Raw genomic sequence first — 22,851 nt, forward strand, 5'->3', positions numbered from 1 at the left:
CATGGACCATCACAAACGCGACTTTTCGGTCAATGACCGGCTGCTGAAGATATGCGGGCTCGCCGCGATCATCGGCGGCGTCAGCACGCTGGCGGCCGTCGTGCTCCTCGCGCTCATCCATCTGTTCACGAACCTGTTCTTCTTCGGCACGTTCTCCATCGAGGACCGCTCGCCCGCGCTCAACACGCTCGGGGCCTGGGTCATCGTGATTCCGGTGATCGGCGGCCTGATCGTCGGGCTGATGGCGCGTTTCGGCTCGGAGAAAATTCGCGGCCACGGCATTCCCGAAGCGATCGAGGCGATCCTGTTCGGCAAGAGCCGCATGTCGCCGAAGGTGGCGATCCTCAAGCCGCTGTCGTCGGGCATCGTGATCGGCAGCGGCGGGCCGTTCGGCGCGGAAGGCCCGATCATCATGACGGGCGGCGCGCTCGGCTCGCTGATCGCGCAGTGCATCGACGTGACGGCCGCCGAGCGCAAGACGCTGCTCGTCGCGGGCGCGGCGGCGGGCATGACGGCCGTGTTCGGCACGCCGGTCGCGGCGGTGCTGCTGGCGGTCGAACTGCTGCTGTTCGAATGGCGTCCGCGCAGCTTCCTGCCGGTCGCGCTCGCGTGCGCCGTCTCGGGTTTCGCGCGCGCGGCCGTGTTCGGCACGGGCGCGCTGTTTCCGCTCGAAACGCAGCCGCCGCAGATGATTTCGCTGCTGTCGTGCCTCGTCGCCGGGCTGCTGTCGGGCGCGCTGGCGTCGGGGCTGTCGGCGGCGCTCTACAAGCTGGAGGATCTGTTCGGCAAGCTGCCGATCCACTGGATGTGGTGGCCGGCGCTCGGCGCGGTGGTCGTCGGCATTGGCGGGTATATCGAGCCGCGCGCGCTCGGCGTCGGCTATGACGTGATCGGCGATCTGCTGCATCAGCACATCGCGATTCAGGTGGCGCTGTCGATTCTCGCCGTGAAGGCGGTGATCTGGGTGGTCGCGCTCGCGTCCGGCACCTCGGGCGGCGTGCTCGCGCCGCTACTGATGCTCGGCGCGGGCCTCGGCACCGCGCTCGGCGCGATCCTGCCGGGCCACGACGCCGCGCTCTGGCCGCTCGTGTGCATGGCCGCCACGCTCGGCGCGACGCTCGGTGCGCCGCTCACCGCGATCGTCTTCGCGTTCGGCCTCACGCACGACGCGAACGCGCTCTTGCCGCTGCTCGCCGCGACGCTCGTCGCGCATGGCTTCGCGACCGTCGTGATGAAGCGCTCGATCATGACGGAAAAGATCGCGCGGCGCGGCTATCACATCTATCGCGAATACGGCGTGGACCCGCTGGAGCGCCATCATGTCGATGAAGTCATGACCCGCGACGTGCTGACGATCGACGCCGCCACGCCTCTTGGCGATGTGCTCGCGCGGCACTTCGGGCCGCATCAGGCGCATCGGGCGTATCCGGTGGTGCGTGACGGCGTGCTCATCGGCGTGCTGGATCGGGCGAAGCTGGGGACGTTGATGGAGCGCGAGGCGAACGTGGGCGTCGGCTGCGCGTTGCAGAAGCTTCAGCCGGACGCGCCGGTCTTCGCGCTGCCAGGCGAACCGTGCCGCCTCGCCGCGACGCGCTTGGCCGTACATGAACTGGAGCGTCTGCCGGTGGTCGCGGACAGGCAGTCGCTGCGGCTCGTCGGCATCGTGTCGCGCAGCGATCTCGTGAAACCCGCGCGCAAGCATTTCGACGAAGAGCATCAGCGCGAGCGCTTCAGAGGTTTTCGACGGGCGCCTGCGTTGAGAAAGCACTGAGATCGGCCTGCAGGTCGGCGAGCGGCTGCGTCCAGTCGCCGAGTTCGGTCTGACGGTACAGGCGCATCGACGGATACCACGGCGTGAAGCGCTGGCAATCGAGCCAGCGCGCATCGCAAGCCTGCGCCAGCAGCACCCACACCGGCCGATTCAGCGCGCCGGCGAGATGCGCGGTGCCCGTGTCGATGGTGATGAGCAGATCGAACTGTTCGAGAACACGGGCGGTGTCGCCGAATGTTAAAAGATGTGGCGCCATGTCGATCACATCGTGGCGTTGCATGACGGCACGTGTGTCGTCGCTGATTTCGCCGACCTGCAACGAATAGAAACGGCACGCACGATTGGCAAGCACCGGTTCCAGCCGCTCCAGCGGAATCGAGCGATACGGCTCGTGACGCACGCCGCTCGCGCTCGTCCAGACGAGGCCGATTTTCGGACGCTTGGTGTCGGCGCTCAGCAGCGCGTTCGCCGCGCCGGACAAGGTCTGCGCCGGATCGATGGCGACGCGCGCCGCCGGATTCTCCGCCGGAAAATACGGCGAGCGCTGGTATCGCGCGTAGAGACTGAAGCCGAAGGTGACGCGATCGCAGCGCTCGAGCTCGATCGCGCGCTGCTCCTCCGTGGCCATCGAAAGCATCACTGCGCCGCTTTGCCGGACAATCTCGTTCCATCCCGGGAACTGCTCCATGACCACCGCACGCGCGCCTTCGCGAAGCAGGACATCGACGTAGCGCGAGAACTGCACGAAGTCGCCGAAACCGCCTTCGGAGGGTATGAATATGCGCTTGCCCGCGACGGGTTCCTCCATGCCGAGGAGCTTCTCGGACATTGCGCTCCGCCACGAGGGATGAGCGCCCAGAATGAGGTGGTGGAACGCGTCGGCGTACGCCGGGCCGCGAATCACGCGGTATAGCTCGTTCGCTTCGTGGAACTTGCCGAGGATGAATTGCACGATCGCGAGTTCTTCGGCGAGCATATAGCGATCGAGATGAGACACCGACGCGTCCGCCAGCGCGCGCTTCAGGTGCTTTTCCGCATCGGCGTGCAGGCCGGCAAAGCTCAGGTCGATGCCAAGCTGGCCGATCCAGCAGCCGGGATCGGCGGACGCGGACAATTGCGCTCCGAGCGCTTGCGCCTCTCTGGCGCGGCCGGCCAGCCGCAGAGCGCGGATCAGTTCGAGCGGCTCCATGTGTTGCAGGTCGTTTGGTTGGGCCATGACGGATTGTCGTCGTCTGAAATGTCGGGCGAAGGCTGGGTATGCTACTTCCTCGCAGCGTCCGAAATCGCAAAAAAGCGTAACTTCAAGGTAGGCGCGGTTGGCCGGGATGAAAACGGACTTTGCGTCATCGTGCGTTTCGGGGAGAGAAAGAATCGACCGGACGGTTACTCTTCAGGATCCAGACAAATGCCCTTTCGCCGGCAACGCCCATGACCAACCGCCGCGACTTCCTCCGCCTCGCCGCCGCCGCGCTCGCCACGCAAGCCACGCACGCCGCCGAACCGTCTCCGCAACCCATGCACAAACGCCCCATTCCCTCGACGAACGAGCCCTTGCCTGTCGTCGGTTGCGGCACCTGGCGCACCTTCGACGTCGCCGACGACCCCGCGCGCCGCCGCGAACTCGCCGAAGTCCTGCGCGTGCTCTTCGCCGCGGGCGGCTCGGTGATCGATTCATCGCCGATGTACGGCTCCTCCGAAGCCGTCGCGGGCGCGCTGCTCGCCCAATCGCACACGCGCGAAAAGGCGTTCATCGCCACCAAGGTCTGGACCGATGGCCGCGCCGCCGGCATCGCGCAGATGGAGCAGTCGATGCGCCTGTGGCAAACCGATCGCATCGACCTGATGCAGATTCACAACCTGCTCGACTGGCGCACGCATCTCGCCACCCTGCGCGACTGGAAAGCGGCCGGAAAAGTGCGCTACATCGGCGTGACGCATTACACGTCGAGCGCGTTTCCCCAGGTCGAAGCGGTGCTGCGTTCGGAGCGCATCGATTTCGTCCAGATCAACTACGCCGCCAACGATCGCGATGCCGAAGCGCGCCTGCTGCCGCTCGCCGCCGAACGCGGCGTCGCGGTTATCGTGAATCAGCCGTTCGGCGGTGGCTCGCTGCTCGCGAGCCTGCGCAACCGCCCGGTGCCCGCATTCGCCGGTGAACTCGGCTGCACCTCATGGGCACAGCTTCTGCTCAAGTTCGTGTTGGGCAACCCCGCCGTGACCTGCGTGATCCCCGGCACGGGACGGCCCGAATACATGACCGACAACGCGCGCGCGGGCATCGGCGTCTATCCGGATGCCGCGATGAGACAACGCATCGCCGACGCGGTCGCGTAAGGAGCAAGCCATGAGCGATCCCTTCAACCTGCAACGCTTCGTCGACGCGCAGGAAAGCGTCATCGACGATGTGCGCGCCGAGCTTTCGGCCGGTCGCAAGCGCACGCACTGGATGTGGTTCGTGTTCCCGCAGATCGCCGGTCTCGGGCACAGCGCGATGGCGCAACACTACGCGATTTCATCGCCCGACGAAGCGCGCGCCTATCTGGCGCATCCGGTGCTGGGCGCACGGCTCGTCGAGCTGACGCGCATCGTCGATGGCTTGCAGGGGCGCGGCGCCAGCGAGATCTTCGGCTATCCGGACGACATGAAATTTCATTCGTCGATGACCCTGTTCGCGCACATCGCCGACGCGCCGGAGGTCTTCGACGGCGCGCTGCGCCACTACTTCGCAGGCCAGCCCGACGACGCGACGCTCGCGCGCCTGCGCTGACGGGCATGACGGTTGCGCTTCACGGTGATCGATAGGTCCCGGGAGCCGAGCGTCATGAGCACATCATTCAAGCTGCGCGATCACGTCCGCTGGAACACGCCGCAAGGCGAGACGACGGGACATGTCGTGCGGATCGTCACCGAGCGCATGACGCTCGACGGACACACCGTCAATGCGTCGCACGACGATCCGCACTACGAAGTCGAAAGCGACAAGAGCGGCAAGCGCGCCGTGCACAGGGCCGATGCGCTCACGCGGCTATCTCACTGAATTTAGTATCGAAATCCGCCTCGCCATGCGCCGTACGTTCGCACTTTTATAGTGCGCGCGGCGCAACCTGACACCGCTTCTGCAAAAACCCCGATTAACGTTCAAACTTCTACCGCGCTGGAAGCTTGAATCGCGCATTGTCCATTGAAACAGTCTGCTCATCCTTTGAGGGAAACGAACAATGAAATCGAAGCTCGTGGCACTGCTCGTTGCATCGTCGGCACTCGGCCTGACTTCCACGGCATCCTACGCCCAGGTCGCGGGCGCGCAGCCGCTCGGGGTGACGGTCGAAGTTTCGACCGCCATCATCGACGGCTGGAGCGTCAAGAAATCCGTCCTCAACAAGCCTGTCGTGAACGAACAGGGAGAGCGCGTCGGCGTGATCAACGACATCATCGTCGCGCCCGACAAGTCGGTTTCGTTCGCGATCATCGCGGCGAACAAGTTCCTGGGCGTCGCGCGTCACGATGTCGCGATTCCCATCGAGCAACTGGATGTGAAGGACGGCAAGTTCGTGCTCGCGGGCGCGACCAAGGACGCCATCAAGGCGCTGCCCGAGTTCCAGTACAACAAGGTGAAGGCGACGCCCAAGCCGCGCGCGGAATTCGAGCATCATTGATGCATCGTTCGTTGTAAACCGGGGCGGCCGCGCGCCGCCTCTTTTCATGGCTGAAGCCCGGGAGCACGCGATGTTCAACGCCCTCATGCTCGACAAACAGGACGATCGCACCGTCGCGTCCATTCAGTCGATCGACGAATCCCGGCTCGCCTCACACGGCGGAGTCGACGTGCTCGTGCGCGTCGACTTCTCGACGCTCAACTACAAGGACGGACTCGCGATCACGGGCAAGATCCCGGTCGTGCGCAAGTGGCCGATGGTGCCGGGCATCGACTTCGCGGGCGTCGTCGAAACGAGTTCGCACCCGGATTACCAGCCCGGCGACAAGGTCGTGATGAACGGCTGGGGCGCGGGCGAAACGCATTGGGGCGGACTCGCGCAGAAGGCGCGCGTGCCGGGCGATCATCTGATCGCGCTGCCCGCGACCATCACCACACGCCAGGCGATGGCCGTCGGTACGGCGGGCTATACGGCGATGTTGTGCGTACAGGCGCTGGAAAAACACGGCGTCGCGACGCAAGACGGCGACGTTCTCGTGACGGGTGCGAACGGCGGCGTCGGCAGCTTCGCGGTCGCGATTCTGGCGAAACGCGGCTATCGCGTGATCGCGTCGACTGGCCGTCCCGAGGAAGCCGCGCGGCTGCGCGAACTGGGCGCGGCGGACATCGTCGAGCGCGCGACGCTGTCCGAGCCGGGCAAGCCGCTGCAGAAGGAGCGCTGGGCGGCGGCGGTCGATTGTGTCGGCAGCCACACGCTCGCCAATGTCTGCGCGAGCCTGCGCTACGGCGGCGCAGTGGCCGCGTGCGGCCTCGCGCAAGGTATGGATCTGCCCGCCACGGTCGCGCCGTTCATCCTGCGCGGCGTCGCGTTGCTGGGCGTGGACAGCGTCTACGTGCCGCGCGAACGGCGTGTCGCGGCGTGGCAGGCAATTGCCGATGAAGTGCCGGTCGCGACCATCGAGCGCGTCGCGACCACCATCACGCTCGCCGATGCGCCCGAAGCCGCCGCGCGTTTGCTGCGCGGCGAGATCAAGGGGCGCGTGATCGTCGATGTGAACGCGTAGACGCGCGTCAGAAGGTGCTCCAGCCGTCGCCGCTGGCGACCTTCGCCACCTGAACCCGCGTCACGCGAGGCGCGGCCTTCGCGCGCGGCGCGGTCGCAGCGTGCGCGGTGAACGCAGCCGCCGCGCCCTGCACCGTGAAAAACGCCACCGCTTCGTTGAGCCTGCGTCCCTGCTCTTCGAGCGAAGTGGCCGCCGCCGCCGCTTCCTCGACCAGCGCCGCGTTCTGCTGCGTGACTTCGTCCATCTGCGTGATCGCCTGATTCACCTGCTCGATGCCGCGTCCCTGTTCCACCGACGCCGCCGCGATCTCCTCCATGATGTCCGTCACCCGCGCGACGGCCTGCGTGACTTCGGCCATCGTCGTGCCCGCTTCACCTGCCAGCACGGAGCCGTCGCGCACCTTGGCGGTGGAATCGGCGATCAGTTCCTTGATTTCCTTGGCCGCCGTCGACGAGCGCTGCGCGAGGCTGCGCACTTCGCTCGCGACCACCGCGAAACCCCGGCCCTGCTCGCCCGCGCGCGCCGCCTCGACGGCTGCGTTGAGCGCGAGGATGTTCGTCTGGAAGGCGATGCCTTCGATGATTCCGGTGATCTCGGCGATCTTGCCGGAGCTGTCGCTGATGCCGTTCATCGTATCGACCACGCGGCCCACCACATCGCTGCCCTTCTTCGCGATATCCGACGCATTCGATGCGAGCGTGCTCGCCTGCTGCGCGTTCTCGGCGTTCTGACGCACCGTCGATGTCAATTCTTCCATGCTCGCCGCCGTTTCCTGCAAGGACGCGGCCTGTTCTTCGGTGCGCTGGCTCAGATCGGTATTGCCGGTCGCGAGCTCCTTCGCCGCGCCGCCGACCGCGCCGCTGCTTTCGCGCACGCGGCTGACGGTTTCGGTGAGGCGCGTGTTCATGGTGGCGAGCGCGCGCAGCAGATCGCCGGTTTCGTCGGTCGTTTCCGCGACGATATGGCTCGTCAGATCGCCACGCGCCACGGTTTGCGCGATGCCGACCGCCTCGCCGATCGGCGTCGTGATCGAGCGCGTGATCGCGATGCCCGCACCCACCGCGAACAGCGCCGCCGCCGCGCACAGCGCGATCAGCACGTTGCGCTGCGTCTCGTAGTTGGCCTGGTAGTCGCGCACGATTTCCTCGCGGCGCGTGGCCGTGTAGCTGGCGTAATCATCGGTGGCCTTGACCAGTTGCGCGAGCAGCGGACGGCATTCGTCGTCCATTCTGACGATCGCCTCGTCGTGCTTGCCCGCGAGCGCGAGTCCGACGATGCCCGTCGCGACCGGCCCGTACAGCGTCTCCACGCGCGCCATCTCGGCGACGAGGCTGCGGGCCTTCTCGTTCGTGTCGGTCGCATTGGTGACCATGTCCTTCAATTGCCGCAATCGCGCCTGCACGTCCTCGTGCGCGCGCGTGACTTCGGCTTTTTCGAGTTCGAGGTCGGCGGGCTTCGTGACCAGCACGAGATTGCGCGCCGCGATCGCCCGCCGGTCGACGGCGGTGCGGATCTGCCCGGCCACATCGGCGCGGGCGTTGATGCCGTTCACGTAGTGGACGAAGCCGTCTGTCGCGTGGGACAACGCGCGCAGCGACATGCCTGCAACCAGCACGACCAGTACGGCGAGAATGCCAAATCCCGCGATCAGCCTGTTTTTGATCGTGATGTTCTTGAGGTTCATGTTTTGGGTTCTCTCAGGGGTCCGTTCGGTGGACATACGGCGCCATTATTCCGCGCGTGAAGCGCGGCGCTCTTCTTGCTGATTACGGCGGGCCAGTTCCAGACTGAAGGGAAAAGATGCAAATGGTCTGCATTTTGTCCACGTCCACCGGTAATACCGCTACCATCCACGACGAGAGTCCTGAGCAAGCCTTACCTTTCTCTTACACATTCGATTGCCGATGCCCGATTTCCTCGCCTACCGCACACCCGAATTCGACGCTGCGCTCGCGGCGCTACCGCCCACCCCGACGACCGCACTCGCCACCGACGAGCCTTACTGGGCGGCGGTGCGCGGCCTGTGGCGCCACTCGGACGCGCTGATCAATCTGGAGAACGGCTTCTGGGGCGCGATGACCGAGCCGGTGAAGGCGATGTTCCATCACTGGACCGAGCGCGTGAACCGCGAGACGACGCTGCTGATCCGCCCGCATCTGATGACGCTGTATCAGGGCCTGCGCGAACGCCTCGCAGCGGCGATGGGCTGCGCGGTCGAGGAAATCGAACTGACGCGCAACGCGACGGAAGCACTGCTCGCGCTGATCAGCGGCTACAACCGTCTCGCGCCGGGCGACACCGTGCTCTACAGCGATCTCGATTACCCGTGCGGCAAGGACGCGATGGAATGGCTGCGCGAGCGGCGCGGCGTGACGCCCGTGCGCCTGACGATGCCCGAGCCCGCGACGCGCGAAGCGGTGCTCGAAACCTACGCGCGTGCGCTGCGCGAACATCCACGCACGCGGCTCGTGCTGCTCTCGCACGTATGCTTCGCGACGGGCCTCGTGCTGCCGGTCGCCGAACTGTCGGATATGGCTAAGGCAGCGGGCGCGGACGTGATCGTCGATGCCGCGCATTCGTGGGGGCAACTGGACTTCGACGTGCCCGGCCTGCACGCGCCATTCGCCGCGCTCAACCTGCACAAGTGGATCGGCGCGCCGCTCGGCTGCGGCGCAATCTACATCCGCAAGGGAGATCTTGCGTCGATCGATCCGTATCTCGGCGACCGCACCTGGCCCGCCGACGATATCCGCGCGCGCGTGCATACCGGCTCGCCGAACTTCGCCGCGTGGTTCACGCTGCCGGCCGCGCTGGAAGTGCACGGGGCGATCGGTGCGAAGGCGAAGGAAGCGCGCCTGCGCGCCTTGCGCGATGCGTGGGCGGAACCGGCGCGCGCGCTGCCCGGCGTGCAGATCATGACGCCGCCCGACCCGACGATGACCGCCGGCATCACCGCCTTCCGGCTGAACGGATGCGCGACCAAAGCGGGCTGCGACGCGATCGTCGCCGCGCTGCGCGACCGCTTCGGCGTGTTCACGGTGACGCGTCCCGGTCCCGACGCGGGCGAAGTCGTGCGCGTGACGCCCGCGCTGTTTTCCCGCATCTCGGATGCGCAGCGGCTGCTCGAAGGCATCGCGACGCTATCGCGCGAGCTGAAGTAGCGGCTAACCCGCGACCGGCCGCGCGTCGAGGCGCTCGATCAGACCTTCGAGCGCCGTCGAGCACGGCGCTTCGACTTTGAGCGCGAGCAGCGCGTCGGCGCGCGTCTTGCCGATATTGATCGCCGCGATCGGCTTGCCGCTCTTCGCGGCCCATTCGCAGAAGCGGTAGCCCGAATACACCATCAGCGACGAGCCGACGACCAGCATCGCGTCGGCGGCTTCCAGCGAGCGCGCCGCGTCGTCGACGAGCGCGCGCGGCACGCTCTCGCCGAAGAACACCACGTCGGGCTTGAGCACGCCGCCGCAGCGCGTGCAGCCGGGCACATCGAACGCGGCGAAATCGAGATCCTCGATGTGCGCGTCGCCGTCCGGCACGGCGGGCGCCGTATGGCCGACGAAGTCCGGATTCGCCGCTTCCAGCAAACGCTGCACCGCCGCGCGCGTATGACGCTCGCCGCATTCGATGCAGCGCACCCGGCCGATATTGCCGTGCAGTTCGATCACATCGGGATTGCCCGCGCGCGTGTGCAGCCCGTCGACATTCTGCGTAACCAGCCGAAGCACCCGCGAACGCGCCGCCAGCGCCCGCAGCGCGTGATGCGCGCCGTTCGGCTGGGCGCTCGCGACCACCGGCCAGCCGATCAGACTGCGCGCCCAGTAACGTCGCCGGGCATAGTCCGAGCCGAGGAAATCCTTCAGCAGAATGGGCGCACGGCCCGTGCGCTCGCCTTCGCGGTCGCGATAACAGGGAATGCCCGACTCCGTGCTGATGCCCGCGCCCGAAAGCACGAACAGCCGCGGATACCGCTCGACGAATTCATGAAGCTGCTGCACGGGCCGTCCTTTTTGTGCGTTTTGCGGGGTTCGCTCTCGTGGAAATATAAGGCGAAACCGCGCGCGCCGCTGATCGCCTCTCTGGCCTTACCACTTTTACAATATTTAAATTGGCTTGACCAAATCCGTTGGCATCGTTAGATTGTCGAACGCCCCATTCCAAAGACTCCACGAGACAAGAGCATGCTGACCGTCATTTGCGAAACGCCCGGAACCCTGAAAGCCGAACAGCGCGAGAAGCCGCAGCGCGGCGACAACGAAGTGCTGCTGCGCGTGAAGCGCGTCGGCGTCTGCGGCACCGATCTGCACATCTTCACGGGCAATCAGCCGTATCTTTCGTATCCGCGCGTGATGGGCCACGAACTCTCCGGCGTGATCGAGGAAGCGGACCCGGCGAGCGGCCTGAAGGCGGGCGACACGGTCTACGTGATGCCCTATCTCTCGTGCGGCAAGTGCATCGCGTGCCGTCAGGGCAAGACCAATTGCTGCGTGAATATCCAGGTGCTCGGCGTGCATCGCGACGGCGCGTTCACGGAATATCTGAATCTGCCCGCGCAGTTCGTCCACAAGGCCGAGGGCGTCACGCTCGATCAGGCCGCGATGATCGAATTTCTCGCGATCGGTGCGCACGCCGTACGCCGCGCGGACGTGAAGCCGGGCCAGCGCGTGCTGGTTGTCGGCACGGGTCCGATCGGCATGGCGGCCATCACGTTCTCGCGCCTGCGCGGGGCGAACGTCACCGCGCTCGACACGCGCGAAGACCGCCTCGCCTTCTGCAAGCGCGAACTGAAAGTAGACGCGACCGTGCAGATCGGCGAACGCGACAAGGAAACCTTGTCGACGCTCACGAACGGCGAATTCTTCGACGTGGTGTTCGACGCGACCGGCAACTCGCGCGCGATGGAACGCGGCTTCGAGTTCATCGCGCATGGCGGGAAGTATGTGCTGGTGTCGATCGTGCCGGACCGCATCTCGTTCGCCGATCCGGAGTTTCACAAGCGCGAAGCGACGCTGCTCGCCAGCCGCAACGCGACGCCCGAGGACTTCGAGACCGTGCTCGCCGCGATGCGCAAGGGCGAAGTCCCGACCGATGCGCTCAACACGCATCGTCTGACGCTTGCCGACGTGCCCGAACGATTCTCGTCGCTGCTCGATCCGAAGGCGGGCGTCGTGAAGGCGATCGTCGAGTGCTGAAGGTCTGATCAGGGCGCGCCGCGTGCGTAGCGCGGCCGCCCCTGCGCGTCGTGCCACGGCTCGGCGCTTCTGCACCAGATTTCGTACTGCGGCGGATACAACCCGATTTCATCGAAGATGCCGGTCGGCACTTCGATCTCGTCGACGCCGTCGAACGCCAGATACACCGGCGAGCCGCATACCGGGCAATGGTGCCGCTTGCCCGTCGCGGAACTCGCCCACGCGGCGGTGTCGCCCGACACCTGAAACGCCGCGCGCGGAAAAATCGCATAGACGCCGAACGGCGCGCCGTGGATGCGCCGGCACGTCATGCAATGGCACAGGTTCACTTCCTTCGGCTCGCCCGTGACGCGCACGCGCACCGCGCCGCAGGCGCATCCGCCTTCGTGGATCGGCTGAGCGGTCATGGGCCGTTGCTCCCGCGTATCGCTGCGCGCCCTGAGTCGCCCGGGCGCGCAGCGAGGTTCATCGCGTGAAGTAGCCGCGGTTCTGCATGCATTCGCTGTAGGCGCGCCAGTAGCGCGTCATCGGCGGCTCGGGCGGCGGCAGCGGCGGCATCTTCATGTCGCCGCCGTAGATCGCGTCGGATGCGCCGGACGCGCCGGCCGCCATCGATGCCGGCATCGCGGGCATGCCGGGCATCGCGCCGGACGCGCCAGGCAGCCCGTTGGCGCCCGACACCCGCCCCGGCGGCAAGGCCGACGCCGCGATCGCCGCCGATGCGGGCGACGCGGCCGAGGCCGCGAGCGCACCCGATGCACCCGATGCGCCCGGCGGCAACGGCGGTTCGACCGCACGCGGCGGCGTGAGCACGCGCGTTTCGCGCTGGGCATCACGCGGCGGCGTTTGCGATTCGCGCGCCATGTTCACTTTCGTCGTCTGGTTGGCGTAGCCGTAGCAGGCGGCGTTATCGACCGATTGCTGCCACGTGCTCTGGCTGCGTCCGGGCACGGTCAGCGGCTGTTGCGCGAAGGCACTGCTACACGCCGCTAGCAAGGCGATTCCCGCGTAAGTGGAAGGTCTCATTGGCTTGCAGTTCCCCGATGCAGTTTTATTAGTCGTTGCAGGCGCGCGACGCTCATGCGTGATCGAGCGTCGCGAGTCTGCGCCGGGCCTGCTGTCAAGGATACCGCGGCCGTTCAACCGTCCACGCCAGAAGCACTGGCATCTTCCGCCAACATTCAGACAATGCGCGCGGCGGCACATATCGGCCGGGTCCGCGCTTTGCTGCGCTTCTGGGAAAGTGCAGAACAAATGGGAGGCGGCAGATGAGACCCACACTCAGCACCTGTGGACGCATGGCGGGGATTCTGCTCGGCGGCACGCTGGCCGTCGTGGCGAGTGCCCAGCAGTCGACGGGCAAGCCGAACAAGCTCGATTACGACAGCACGCCCGCGTATCAGGAGAAAAACGTCACGCCCCCCGCGACAGCAGCCGCGAACGCCAGCGACGCCTTGAAGACGCGGCCGGGCAAGACGTCATCCGGCAAGGGCGCCGCGCCCGATCGGCCGAATGGTCTCGGCTTCGACGCGGGCGCAAGCAGCATGGGCAAGAAGCAATAAAGCGACGGCACCGCGATCAGGCGTCGGCGGGCTTGTCCGGCCACGGCCAGGTCGAATAGCGCGACGCTTTCGTCCTGCTCTTCTTCGGGGGAACCGAAGCCGTCGCCGTCGCGTGCGCCGGCGCCGCGCTTTCCACGACCTCCGGCAGTTCCTCGCCGAACCACGGCACGCCCTTGCGCCGCTCTTCCGCGTAGGCATCCCAGCCCTTCGCGTTATCGGCGAAGAGATCGTGCTTGACGGTGTTGGCGAGCATCGGCCGATTCAGCGTTTCGTCGAGCAGCGCCTTCGGCCACACGAAGAACGCGCCCGACGCGCGCCTGATGAAATCGCGCGGCGTCATCTTTTCGTCGATGAAGCCGAGCAGCGTAAAGGCCGCGAGCGCGTCGTTGCCCTTCACCGCTTCGCCGATGCTCGCGAATTCGTCGGCGCATTGGCTCAGGCAAAACACCGACTCCAGCACATCGCCCAGATGCAGAAGCAATGCGCGTCGTTCGTAGGGATCTTGCGTGGCGGTCTGTTGTTTCGTCATTCGCTGTTCCGATATGTCGAGGGTGGATTCTGCGGCGCACGTACTGCCACGCGCGCCGCGTTCATCTCAATTTTAACGAACCCATCGCGGCGACGTCGGCGCGCGAGGGTCACGATCACTTCGTAAAGCCCGTGCGGAAGCTCAGCCGATAGTCATTCGGCGAAACCCCGAGCCGCCGCGCGAACACGAGCCGCATCCGATCCGCCGTGCCGAAGCCGCACTCCCAGGCGACGGTTTTCAGCGGCGTGTCGCTGCTTTCGAGCATATTGCGGGCCGCGTCGACGCGCGCGCGTTCGACGAACTCGTGCGGCGTCATCTGCGCGAGCTGCACGAACGCGCGCGCGAAGTTGCGTTCGCTCATGCCGGCGACGCTCGCCAGTTGCGCGACCGCCAGCCGCTCGCCGATATGCTCCATCACATAAGCCTGGACCTTCGCGACGGGCGATGTTTCATCGGCGGGCGCGCTGAGATACGGGCTGAACTGCGACTGGCCGCCGCGCCGCTGCGCGAACACGACGAGCCGCTTCGCCACCGCGAGCGCGACCTGCGCGCCGTGATCCTCGGCGACGAGCGCGAGCGCGACATCGATGCCCGCCGTCACGCCCGCCGACGTGACCAGATTGCCGTCGCGCATATAGATGCGGTCCAGTTCGACACGCGCGCGCGGAAAACGCTCCGCGAGACGCGGCGCGTTCTGCCAGTGCGTGGTCACGTCGCGGCCGTCGAGCAGGCCCGCGTGCCCGAGCGCGAACGCGCCCGTGCAGATCGAGCCGTAGCGCTCGCAGCGCGATGCGACATCGGTGAGCCAGGCGCTCAGGCGCGGATCCGGTGGATCGACGGGAAGACTCGGGCCGCCCGCGACGAGCGCGGTGCCGAAACGGCGATCGGCTTCGTCGAATGACAGATCCGCGACGAGCCGCGTGCCGTTCGATGCCCGCACGATGCGCTCCTCGGGTCCGACCAGCGCGATCTCGTAGGCGTCCGATGCGCCAATGAAGCCGTTCGCTTCCGCGAATACATCGACGGGACCGGCCACATCGAGCGCCTGCACGCCCTGGAAGATTGCGATCGCAACTGTACGCATCGAAAGGAATGTCCGTGATGGGTTCGCGTGGCAGGAGACGACGTGCGCCTGGCAGGGTTCGACGCGTCGTTCCGATTGAGACGTGCAGGCGTTTTGACGAGACTTGAAGGCATCCGGCGCGCTGCGCGATTTTAGCAACGCACAGGCGTTCGCGCGCCGGAGCCACTCACACTCACACTCACATCACGGAGCCACACTCATGAGCGAAATCATCGCAGGCATCAGGATTCCCGACAGTCAGATGGCGCGCGAAGCCACGCAACTCGTGCGCGATACCGAACCCGACCTGCTCTATCACCATTCGCGCCGCGTGTTTCTGTTCGGCGCGCTCGCGGGCGAGCGCAAGCAACTGAAGTACGATCCGGAGCTGCTGTATATCGGCGCGATGTTCCACGACATGGGCCTCACCGAAGCGTACAGCAGCCCGCACGATCGCTTCGAAGTCGATGGCGCGAACGCGGCGCGCGATTTCCTGCGCCAGCATGGCATCGTCGAATACGACATCGAACAGGTATGGGACGCGATCGCGCTGCACACCACGCCTGGCATTCCGCAGTACAAGAAGCCGGTCGTCGCGCTGGTCACGGCGGGCGTGGAAATGGACGTGCTCGGCCTCGCCTACGACGAATTCAGCGCCGATCAACGCCGGCTCGTGGTCGCAGCGCATCCGCGCGAGGCGAACTTCAAGGAAGGCATCATCGATGCGTTCGCGAAAGGCACAATCGACAAGCCCGAGTCCACCTTCGGCAACGTCAAGGCCGATGTGCTCGCGCTGAAAGACCCGAACTACAGGCGGCTGAACTTCTGCAGCATCATCCTCGGCTCGGCGTGGAACGACCAGCCTCACGATCATGCGACGTGCCGCAATCCGGCGCATCAGCATGCGTGAATCAACGACAGACGCGATACGGTCCCATGTCGACGTGAAAGTGCGTCTCGTGCAGCGCGTTGTAGTCGGGGCCGAGCGTCGTGTCGAATGAACGGCATGCGCCTTCGTGAACCCGGCGAAGGAACTGGCCGTCCGGCGACGCTGCATCGGCCCAGCGCGCAAGCGTGATGCGGCGTCCGTCGTCGAGCACGAAACCCGTCAGGTCGATGGCGTTCGCGCTCGCATGCTGGCTCAACGCGGCGTCCTGCTGATGATTCACGTTACGGCACGCATAGCTGCCGACATGTTCGATGCGCGCGACGCGTTCGCCATATGTGTCGAGCGCGGCGGGCTGAAGATACTGCTGCTCGAAAAACGCGATGCCGAGCGCGAGCGGACAGGTCGCGAGAAACGGCGCGCTGAAGCGCAGATCGTCGGCCCGTGTGACGCGCACCACGTCCGTGAGCGCGCAGCCGCCAGGACCGGTCGCATCGGCCATCGCGCGATAGACGAGACCTGAGCGCGCGAGCGAGGCATCGCAGAGTTGCGCGTCGTGCATCGTGCGCCATAGCTTGAAGCGCGTGAGCGGACCTTGCGGCGCGCGCACGTCGAGCGGCGCGAATGGATCGAAGCGCTCGGGCAGCGCGATGCGCTTCGAATACACCGCGTAAGCGAACGCCATCGCGCCGATCAGCGACACCAGCAACAGCCACGCGACGATGCGTGCGATCACGCGAAGCGCTTACGCGTCGTCGGCCGCGTGCGCGGCGCTCACGCGTTCGGCGAGTTTCGCGTCGTAGCTCGAATGCACGTGCACGCGTTTTTTCTCGGGATATGCATACGAATACGCCTTGCGCAACGCAAGCGATGCTTCGTGAAAGCCCGACAGAATGAGCTTCTGCTTGTTCGGATAATTGGCGATATCGCCGACCGCGAAGATGCCCGGCCGCGACGATTCGTAATTCGACGTATCTACATCGATGCGCCCGCCGCGCACATCGAGATTCCAGGTCGCGATCGGCCCGAGTTCCGAGACGAGGCCGTACAGCGCGACGATCTTGTCCGCCGCGATATCCGTCGCGCCTTCGACCTGCTTGATACGTGCGCCCCGCAGCGTGTTATCGGGCGCATCGAGCGATTCGATCATGCCGACGACGAATTCCATTTCGCCCGCCTCCACTGCGCGCTTCATCGTCGCGACGGAATTCGCGGCCGCCGAAAACCCATTGCGCCGATGCACGAGCGTGAGCTTCCTCGCGATGTCCTTCAGCGCGAGCGCCCAGTCGAGCGCCGAATCGCCGCCGCCCGCGACGATGATGCTTTTGTCGGCGAAATCCGCCGCGCGCGAGACGCTGTAGTGGATGTCACGGCCTTCGAGCGCGGCGGCTTCGGGCAATTGCAGCCGCTGCGGTACGAAGGCGCCGTTGCCCGCGGCGATCAGGATCGCGGCGCAGTCGAAGGTCATGCCGCCTTCGGTGGTCACGGTCCAGCGATGATCGTCGTCGCGTTGCGTGACGGATTGCACACGTTGATCGAGATGGATCGGGACATCGAAGGGGCGAATCTGTTCTAGCAATCGGTCGACGAGTTCGCGCGCGGTGCATGAGGGGATCGCGGGAATGTCGTAGATGGGCTTGTCGGGATACAGCTCGATGCATTGACCGCCGATGCGGCCGAGTGTATCGACGATCTGGCATGTGAGGCCGATCACGCCGGCTTCGAAGGCGGCGAATAGCCCTACCGGGCCCGCGCCTACGATCAGGATGTCGGTTTTGATTGCTTCCATTTCGGTTTCGCTTTTCCTTGGTTTGCTGGTTTTTTCAGCATTCTTTGGGTCACGATACAGAAAGGTCTTGCTTGCAGCAATCAAGTCCCTGTTGGGGTAGCGGCGATTTTTTTGCGCTGTTTGGCTTGTGCGGCCTCTATGGAATAGAAGCAAAACCAAACCCAATCACCTACCCGCATTCAACTCCCGCGCATAATACATCGCCGCCGCATCGATCTCCTCAGCGGTCATATTCCGCGCCACATTGCGCATGACCTCATTGATATCGTTGGTCCGCGTCCCGTTGGCAAACGCAACCAGTTGCGCCTTCGTATAAGCCGCCGGCAAACCATCGAGCCACGGACTTCCCGCCTTGTTGTCGATGCCCCCATGACACGCCGCGCACGGCGCGATATTCCTCATCGGCGCGCCATGCGCCACGATCGCCGGTGCAAGCGCATCGCTCACCTTGCGCTGCGCGGGCGGCCGCGGCAGGCTCGCGTAATACGCCGCGAGATCGCGCATATCCTGATCGCTCAGGTTCATCGCCATCGGCGACATCACCGCGTTCGTACGCGCACCCTTCTGAAAATCGATCAGCTGCTTATAAATCACCGATCCATACTGCCCCGCGAGGTTCGGCGAATTGGCGTCGCTCATGCCGCGCTCGCCATGACACATCGTGCAGCGCAAGGCCAACGTCGCGCCGCGCCCGATCGAATTCGCGCTCACGTTCACGAGCAATTGCGGCGTGACCTCGACGCTCGTCAGCTTCATCTTCGGCTCGACCGTCGTATCGCCCGCATACCAGTTGCGCGGCACGCCAGCCGCGCTGCAGATCGCGTTCCAGATCCCGGTGAAGGACGCGTCGCGCTGCACCGAAGGCAGCCACACGAAGCCGATCAACGCCGATACCACCGCAATCGCAATCGTCCCCAGCACGCTGACCGTGAACCAGCGGTTGCGGAATGTGAAGAGGCGTTCTTCGCTCATCGCTGCGCTCCGATCGGCACCGCGGGCACCGCCGTGTCCGAACGCGCGATGAGCTGTGCGATCGGATAGCCGTAGTTGACGAGCGTGAGGCCGATCATCAGCACGAGCCACAACGCGAAACTGTTCAGCGCCACCGGAATGGTGCGCGGCTCATGCACCGCGCGGCTGAAGCGAAACTCCTCGACGGTGACCTGCGGCGCGCGATGCGCCTTGATCAGCACGATGAAAAACAGTACCGCCGACACCACCAGAATGAATCCGCCCAGCACCGATATCGCCACCGACAAACCTTGCGCGGCGATCTCCGGATCGTTGTAGTCGTAGAACGCCATGCGCCGCGGCATCCCCAGAATGCCGACAAAGTGCCACGGAAACGTCAGCACGATCATGCCGATGAACCACAGCCACAATTGCCAGCGCATCAGCTTCAGGCTCTGCAACGCGCGGCCCGTCAGATGCGGCCACAGGTCGTACGCGATCGCAAAGTACATGATGACGATCGCGCCCGCGAAGATCAGATGGAAGTGGCCCGTCACCCATTGCGTGTTGTGCACGGTCGAGTCGAGCTGATAGCTCATGTTGATGAGCCCGCCCGCGCCGCCGAAGCCGAGCATCGCGAAGGAGAACGCGACGGCGAGCATCATCGGGTTGTCCCACGGCAGCGCCTTGATCCAGCCGAGCGGCCCGCGCCCGCCACGCAGCCGCGCCGCGATCTCCACCGATGCGCAGATCGTGAACACCGTCAGCAGCGTCGGCACGGCGACGAGCGCGGTGAACACCGAATGCATGAACTTGAAGCCGGAGCCCACTTGCGGATCGGCGAACAGATGGTGAATGCCGATCGGCATCGACACGACGAGAAACAGGATGAACGAGATGCGCGCCATCGCATCGCTGTAGAGGCGGCCGCCGATCGCGCGCGGAATGATCGTGTAGTACGCGATATACGCGGGCATCAGCCAGAAATAGACGATCGCGTGCAGCGTCCACGAGAAGAACACGCGCGCGAGCCCCGCGTCGATGGTCGACTTCCAGCCGAGCGCGACGGGCAGGATCATGAAGAGCACTTCGATTGCCGCGCCGACCGCCGTCCAGCCCCACAGATACGCGCCCGCCACCGTCGCGAACATCGCGAGCGGCACCGGCTTGCCACGGTTCTCGCGCTTCCATGACGCGAGATTCACCGACATCAGCGCGACCCACACCCACGAGCCGACCACGACGAGCACCACGCCGATGTAGTAGAACGCGTTGCCGATCATCGGCGGATAGAAGGTGTAGAGCACCGAGGCGAGGCCCATCGCGACGGGCACCATCGCGACCACCGCGCCTACGGCCACGAGCCAGAAGCCGAGCCACGCCCAGCGCAGGCCGACGAGAGGACGCTTCAGCGCAAGCTCGGAGACCGCGTAGCCGAAGCCCATCGCGATCAGGGTGGGAAAGACGTAGCCCATCGCGGAGCCGTGCGCGGTGACCGAGCGATAGTAGATTTCCGGATTCTGCAGCCACGGATGCAGCGGGCTGCGCACGAGCATCTGCCACGCGCCGAGCACGAGCGCGACGCCGAAGGCGATGAACGCCAGCCAGAAATGCGCGAGGACGAGGCGCTTGCTATTGAACACAGGACACTCTCCGCGAAGCGACCGGCACCTTGTCGGCCATCTGCATGAATTCGGCGCGATCGACCACCTTCACATGCGCCCACATGTTCTGATGCCCCGTGCCGCAGTATTCGTGACAGGGCATCAGATGTTCGCCGGGCTTGTCGAAGGTCGTCTTGAAGGTCGAGACATAGCCCGGCTCCAGCATCGAATTGATGTTCGTGTTGGTGATGAGAAACCCGTGGATGACGTCCGAGCTCGTCGCGCGGAACGTGATCGGCACGCCCGCCGGCACGACGAGGCACTGCGGCGTGAACGAATACTGTTGCGCGACGATACGCACCGTCACCGAGCCGTCCGCCTCGGGCGCGCTGCCCAGATTGCTTTCGATGAATTCGCCCGACACATGCAGCGTTTCCGGGCGAACCGTCTCGACGCGCGAGGGCGGCATCATCGCCCAGTGCACGCCGGTATAGACGACCATGCCGACCAGCACGACGACAATCGCGAGAACGAGGATCGCCCAGCGCCGTTCGACCCGTTCGGCGACGTCGTGCGAGCTTGGATTGATGGCCATATGCGATGCCTTATTGAATCACGCCACGCGGCAGAAATACGGCGAAGTAGAAGATGAACCACATGCCGATCACGATCGCGGTCGAGATGCCTGCGAGCGCGATCGCGCCCGACGGGCCGCGCTTCACGATCTCGTCGAGCTTCGCGTCTTCCTTCGTGAGTTCGTTCGGGTCTTCGTTCATGGTGTGATCGATGCTCAATAAAGTGGCGCCGAACGCAGCTCGTTCACTTCCTTCACGGTGACCGGCGTGCCGTGGTTGCCCCACGCGGTGCGGATATACGTGACCACCGCCGCGACCTCGAGATCCGAGAGCGACTGCGCGAACGGCGGCATGCCGTAGGGCTTCGGGTTCTTGAACGTGCCGGGCGGATAGCCGCCGTTCAGCACCATGCGGATCGGGTTGACGGACGAGTTCATCACGATCGACTGATTGTTCGCGAGCGGCGGGAAATCGGGCGGCTTGCCCTGACCTTGCGCGGCATGGCATTCGGCGCATTGGGCGTCGTAGACCTTCTTGCCGAGCGGCGCGAGATCCGAGCGCGCCTCGACGGCGGCCTGGCTCGGCGGCTCCGCCTTGTCGCCCGAACGCGCGGGGAGCGCCTTCAGATAGACGGCCATCGCGCGCACGTCGTCCTCGGTCAGATATTGCAGGCTGTCGTAGACGACTTCGGCCATCGGTCCGTAGACCGCGCCGCGATTGGACACGCCCGCATGCAGCAGGCCGACGATGTCGTCGAGGCTCCAGTCACCCAGACCCGCTTCCCGGTTCGACGTGAGCGACGGCGCGTACCAGTTCTGAATCGGGATCAGGCCGCCTTCGAACGCCTTCGACTTCACATTGCCGCCGAGCGCGTTGATGGCCGTGTGGCACATCGAGCAGTGTCCGAGCCCTTCGACCAGATACGCGCCGCGATTCCATTCGACCGATTGCGTCGCGTCGGGCTCATACTCGCCTGCGCGGAAGAAAAGCGAGCGCCAGCCGAACAGCAGTTCGCGGTGATTGAACGGGAAACGCAGCTCGTGCGGCCGGTTCGGCTGATGCACCGGCGGCGTGGACATCAGGAACGCGTAGATGGCGTCGGAGTCGGCGCGCGTGACTTTCGTATAGGACGTAAAGGGCATCGCCGGATAGAGCAGTGAGCCGTCGCGCGACTTGCCCGTGTGCATCATCGTGTAGAACTCGGCGGCGGTCCATTTGCCCAGGCCCGTCTCCTTGTCCGACGAAATGTTGGGTGTATAGAGCGTGCCGAAGGGCGTGTCCATCGGGCGGCCGCCGCCGAAGGTCTTGCCCGCGGGCAGCGTATGGCACGCGATGCAATCGCCCGCGCGCGCGAGATATTCGCCGCGCTTGATGGTGGCGGCGTCGGCGGCCTGCGCCGTGGCCTGCTGGATGGGCGCGGCGCAGGCCGCAAGAAAGACCGCGACGGTCAGCGCTCGGAACGGGCGAAATCGGAGCACGTCGGGTCCTCGGTTAGTTGTGAACGCTGCCGCAGGCGAGCGGCATTCTGAGCGAACCGGCGGCGACGGGCACCGGATCGGCCGGCGCGGGCAGCGACGCGAGATAGGCCGCGATCGCGGTGATGTCGCGGTCGTTCAACAGCTTCGACACCTGCGCCATGCAATCCGGCGCGACGGTCGAACGCGTGCCGTAGCGCCACGCGCCCAATTGCGCGCTGAGATAGTCGGCGTGCAGGCCGAGCAGGCCGGGAATCGCGGGTTCCATGCCGGTCATGGCCGCGCCGTGGCAGCTCACGCAGGCAGGCACCTTGCGCGCGGTGTCGCCCTTCGCGACGAGCGTCTTGCCGAGATCGAGCGTCTTTGTATCGACCTTGACGGGCGCGGGCGGCGGAAACGGCGGACGCTCGCTCGCGAAGTAGTCGGCGATCTGCTTCAGGTAGGCGTCGGGCAGATACGCGAGCAGGTAGTTCATCGGCGGATACTTGCGCCGGCCATCGCGGAACGCGAGCAACTGGTTGTACAGATAGCCGGCGGGTTTGCCGGACAGACGCGGGAAGTAGTCGTTGTCGGTGCCCTCGCCGCGTGCGCCGTGGCAGGCCGCACAGCCCATCACGCGGGCCTGCATCGTATCGGGCGCGCGCTCCAGTGGGACGGCGTCAGCCGCGAACGCGCCGAAGCTGGAAAACGCGAACAGCGCGGACAAAAGGAAAGCGCCGAGCTTTGCCACGTTTCGCA

General features: G+C 65.5%; 25 protein-coding genes. 10 read left to right on the forward strand and 15 right to left on the reverse strand.

What is annotated here, in order from left to right; translation table 11 throughout:
- Position 1 precedes the first annotated feature (1 nt).
- The gene (locus AWB80_RS11945; protein ID WP_061174858.1) at positions 2-1,771 is read left to right on the forward strand and encodes a chloride channel protein; all 1,770 of its coding nucleotides are present in this window, start codon (positions 2-4) and stop codon (positions 1,769-1,771) included.
- On the opposite strand, the gene AWB80_RS11950 is transcribed toward AWB80_RS11945, so the two are convergent.
- Positions 1,731-2,987, reverse strand: coding sequence for a glycosyltransferase family 9 protein (locus tag AWB80_RS11950; protein WP_143328016.1), 1,257 nt, complete (start codon positions 2,985-2,987; stop codon positions 1,731-1,733). The two genes, AWB80_RS11945 and AWB80_RS11950, sit on opposite strands and share 41 nt — an antisense overlap.
- 212 nt (positions 2,988-3,199) lie before the next feature.
- Here AWB80_RS11950 and AWB80_RS11955 point away from each other — a divergent pair, with 212 nt between their 5' ends.
- From AWB80_RS11955 to acuI, 5 genes are all read left to right on the forward strand, one after another.
- A complete protein-coding gene (locus AWB80_RS11955) occupies positions 3,200-4,105 on the forward strand; it encodes an aldo/keto reductase (RefSeq protein WP_061174860.1) in 906 nt (301 codons plus the stop codon).
- Positions 4,106-4,115: 10 nt separating this feature from the next.
- Positions 4,116-4,538 carry a DUF1810 domain-containing protein gene (locus tag AWB80_RS11960; RefSeq protein WP_061174861.1) on the forward strand — a complete coding sequence of 141 codons (423 nt, stop codon included), beginning with the start codon at positions 4,116-4,118 and terminating at the stop codon, positions 4,536-4,538.
- A gap of 54 nt (positions 4,539-4,592) precedes the next feature.
- Positions 4,593-4,808: a hypervirulence associated TUDOR domain-containing protein gene (locus tag AWB80_RS11965; protein WP_061174862.1), complete on the forward strand. Its 216-nt coding sequence runs from the start codon at positions 4,593-4,595 to the stop codon at positions 4,806-4,808.
- A 181-nt stretch (positions 4,809-4,989) separates the two neighbouring features.
- Complete coding sequence (locus AWB80_RS11970; protein WP_061174863.1) at positions 4,990-5,427, forward strand: PRC-barrel domain containing protein; 438 nt, start codon at positions 4,990-4,992, stop codon at positions 5,425-5,427.
- A gap of 70 nt (positions 5,428-5,497) precedes the next feature.
- The gene (acuI, locus tag AWB80_RS11975) at positions 5,498-6,490 is read left to right on the forward strand and encodes an acrylyl-CoA reductase (NADPH) (RefSeq protein ID WP_061174864.1); all 993 of its coding nucleotides are present in this window, start codon (positions 5,498-5,500) and stop codon (positions 6,488-6,490) included.
- A gap of 7 nt (positions 6,491-6,497) precedes the next feature.
- On the opposite strand, the gene AWB80_RS11980 is transcribed toward acuI, so the two are convergent.
- The gene (locus AWB80_RS11980) at positions 6,498-8,174 is read right to left on the reverse strand and encodes a methyl-accepting chemotaxis protein (protein WP_061174865.1); all 1,677 of its coding nucleotides are present in this window, start codon (positions 8,172-8,174) and stop codon (positions 6,498-6,500) included.
- Between the two features lie 220 nt (positions 8,175-8,394).
- Here AWB80_RS11980 and AWB80_RS11985 point away from each other — a divergent pair, with 220 nt between their 5' ends.
- Complete coding sequence (locus tag AWB80_RS11985; protein ID WP_061174866.1) at positions 8,395-9,651, forward strand: aminotransferase class V-fold PLP-dependent enzyme; 1,257 nt, start codon at positions 8,395-8,397, stop codon at positions 9,649-9,651.
- Positions 9,652-9,654: 3 nt separating this feature from the next.
- Here the strand turns inward: AWB80_RS11985 and AWB80_RS11990 are convergent, their stop codons facing one another.
- Positions 9,655-10,533, reverse strand: coding sequence for an NAD-dependent protein deacetylase (locus AWB80_RS11990; protein WP_425266847.1), 879 nt, complete (start codon positions 10,531-10,533; stop codon positions 9,655-9,657).
- A 135-nt stretch (positions 10,534-10,668) separates the two neighbouring features.
- Between AWB80_RS11990 and AWB80_RS11995 the strand changes: the two genes are divergently transcribed.
- Positions 10,669-11,679: a zinc-binding alcohol dehydrogenase family protein gene (locus AWB80_RS11995; RefSeq protein ID WP_061174868.1), complete on the forward strand. Its 1,011-nt coding sequence runs from the start codon at positions 10,669-10,671 to the stop codon at positions 11,677-11,679.
- Positions 11,680-11,687: 8 nt separating this feature from the next.
- Here the strand turns inward: AWB80_RS11995 and AWB80_RS12000 are convergent, their stop codons facing one another.
- Both AWB80_RS12000 and AWB80_RS12005 read right to left on the reverse strand, forming a co-directional pair.
- On the reverse strand, positions 11,688-12,086 hold the full coding sequence (locus AWB80_RS12000; protein ID WP_061174869.1) for a GFA family protein: 399 nt from the start codon (positions 12,084-12,086) through the stop codon (positions 11,688-11,690).
- A 58-nt stretch (positions 12,087-12,144) separates the two neighbouring features.
- Positions 12,145-12,705, reverse strand: coding sequence for a hypothetical protein (locus AWB80_RS12005; protein ID WP_061174870.1), 561 nt, complete (start codon positions 12,703-12,705; stop codon positions 12,145-12,147).
- Between the two features lie 242 nt (positions 12,706-12,947).
- Here AWB80_RS12005 and AWB80_RS12010 point away from each other — a divergent pair, with 242 nt between their 5' ends.
- Positions 12,948-13,241, forward strand: a complete 294-nt coding sequence (locus AWB80_RS12010; RefSeq protein WP_143328017.1) for a hypothetical protein — start codon at positions 12,948-12,950, stop codon at positions 13,239-13,241.
- Positions 13,242-13,257: 16 nt separating this feature from the next.
- Here AWB80_RS12010 and AWB80_RS12015 read toward each other — a convergent pair whose 3' ends face one another.
- The gene (locus tag AWB80_RS12015) at positions 13,258-13,770 is read right to left on the reverse strand and encodes a hypothetical protein (RefSeq protein WP_061174872.1); all 513 of its coding nucleotides are present in this window, start codon (positions 13,768-13,770) and stop codon (positions 13,258-13,260) included.
- Positions 13,771-13,885: 115 nt separating this feature from the next.
- A complete protein-coding gene (locus AWB80_RS12020) occupies positions 13,886-14,854 on the reverse strand; it encodes a GlxA family transcriptional regulator (protein WP_061174873.1) in 969 nt (322 codons plus the stop codon).
- A 199-nt stretch (positions 14,855-15,053) separates the two neighbouring features.
- On the opposite strand from AWB80_RS12020, the gene AWB80_RS12025 reads away from it, so the two are divergent.
- On the forward strand, positions 15,054-15,743 hold the full coding sequence (locus AWB80_RS12025) for an HD domain-containing protein (protein ID WP_061174874.1): 690 nt from the start codon (positions 15,054-15,056) through the stop codon (positions 15,741-15,743).
- 1 nt (position 15,744) lies between these two features.
- On the opposite strand, the gene AWB80_RS12030 is transcribed toward AWB80_RS12025, so the two are convergent.
- The 8 genes from AWB80_RS12030 to AWB80_RS12065 form a co-directional block, all read right to left on the reverse strand.
- Positions 15,745-16,455: an extensin-like domain-containing protein gene (locus AWB80_RS12030; RefSeq protein WP_061174875.1), complete on the reverse strand. Its 711-nt coding sequence runs from the start codon at positions 16,453-16,455 to the stop codon at positions 15,745-15,747.
- A gap of 9 nt (positions 16,456-16,464) precedes the next feature.
- Positions 16,465-17,508, reverse strand: coding sequence for an NAD(P)/FAD-dependent oxidoreductase (locus AWB80_RS12035; RefSeq protein WP_061174876.1), 1,044 nt, complete (start codon positions 17,506-17,508; stop codon positions 16,465-16,467).
- Between the two features lie 165 nt (positions 17,509-17,673).
- Positions 17,674-18,480: a c-type cytochrome gene (locus tag AWB80_RS12040; protein WP_061174877.1), complete on the reverse strand. Its 807-nt coding sequence runs from the start codon at positions 18,478-18,480 to the stop codon at positions 17,674-17,676.
- Entirely contained in the window at positions 18,477-20,102 is a 1,626-nt protein-coding gene (locus AWB80_RS12045) for a cbb3-type cytochrome c oxidase subunit I (protein ID WP_061174878.1), read from the reverse strand. The genes AWB80_RS12040 and AWB80_RS12045 overlap by 4 nt, the downstream gene beginning before the upstream one ends.
- Positions 20,092-20,658: a cupredoxin domain-containing protein gene (locus AWB80_RS12050; RefSeq protein WP_061174879.1), complete on the reverse strand. Its 567-nt coding sequence runs from the start codon at positions 20,656-20,658 to the stop codon at positions 20,092-20,094. The genes AWB80_RS12045 and AWB80_RS12050 overlap by 11 nt, the downstream gene beginning before the upstream one ends.
- 10 nt (positions 20,659-20,668) lie before the next feature.
- Complete coding sequence (locus tag AWB80_RS44360; protein WP_087131231.1) at positions 20,669-20,839, reverse strand: hypothetical protein; 171 nt, start codon at positions 20,837-20,839, stop codon at positions 20,669-20,671.
- A gap of 14 nt (positions 20,840-20,853) precedes the next feature.
- Entirely contained in the window at positions 20,854-22,116 is a 1,263-nt protein-coding gene (locus AWB80_RS12060) for a c-type cytochrome (protein WP_096031975.1), read from the reverse strand.
- A gap of 13 nt (positions 22,117-22,129) precedes the next feature.
- The gene (locus AWB80_RS12065; protein WP_208635641.1) at positions 22,130-22,741 is read right to left on the reverse strand and encodes a c-type cytochrome; all 612 of its coding nucleotides are present in this window, start codon (positions 22,739-22,741) and stop codon (positions 22,130-22,132) included.
- Positions 22,742-22,851 lie beyond the last annotated feature (110 nt).

Source organism: Caballeronia pedi (genome assembly GCF_001544915.2).
Lineage (GTDB): Bacteria > Pseudomonadota > Gammaproteobacteria > Burkholderiales > Burkholderiaceae > Caballeronia > Caballeronia pedi.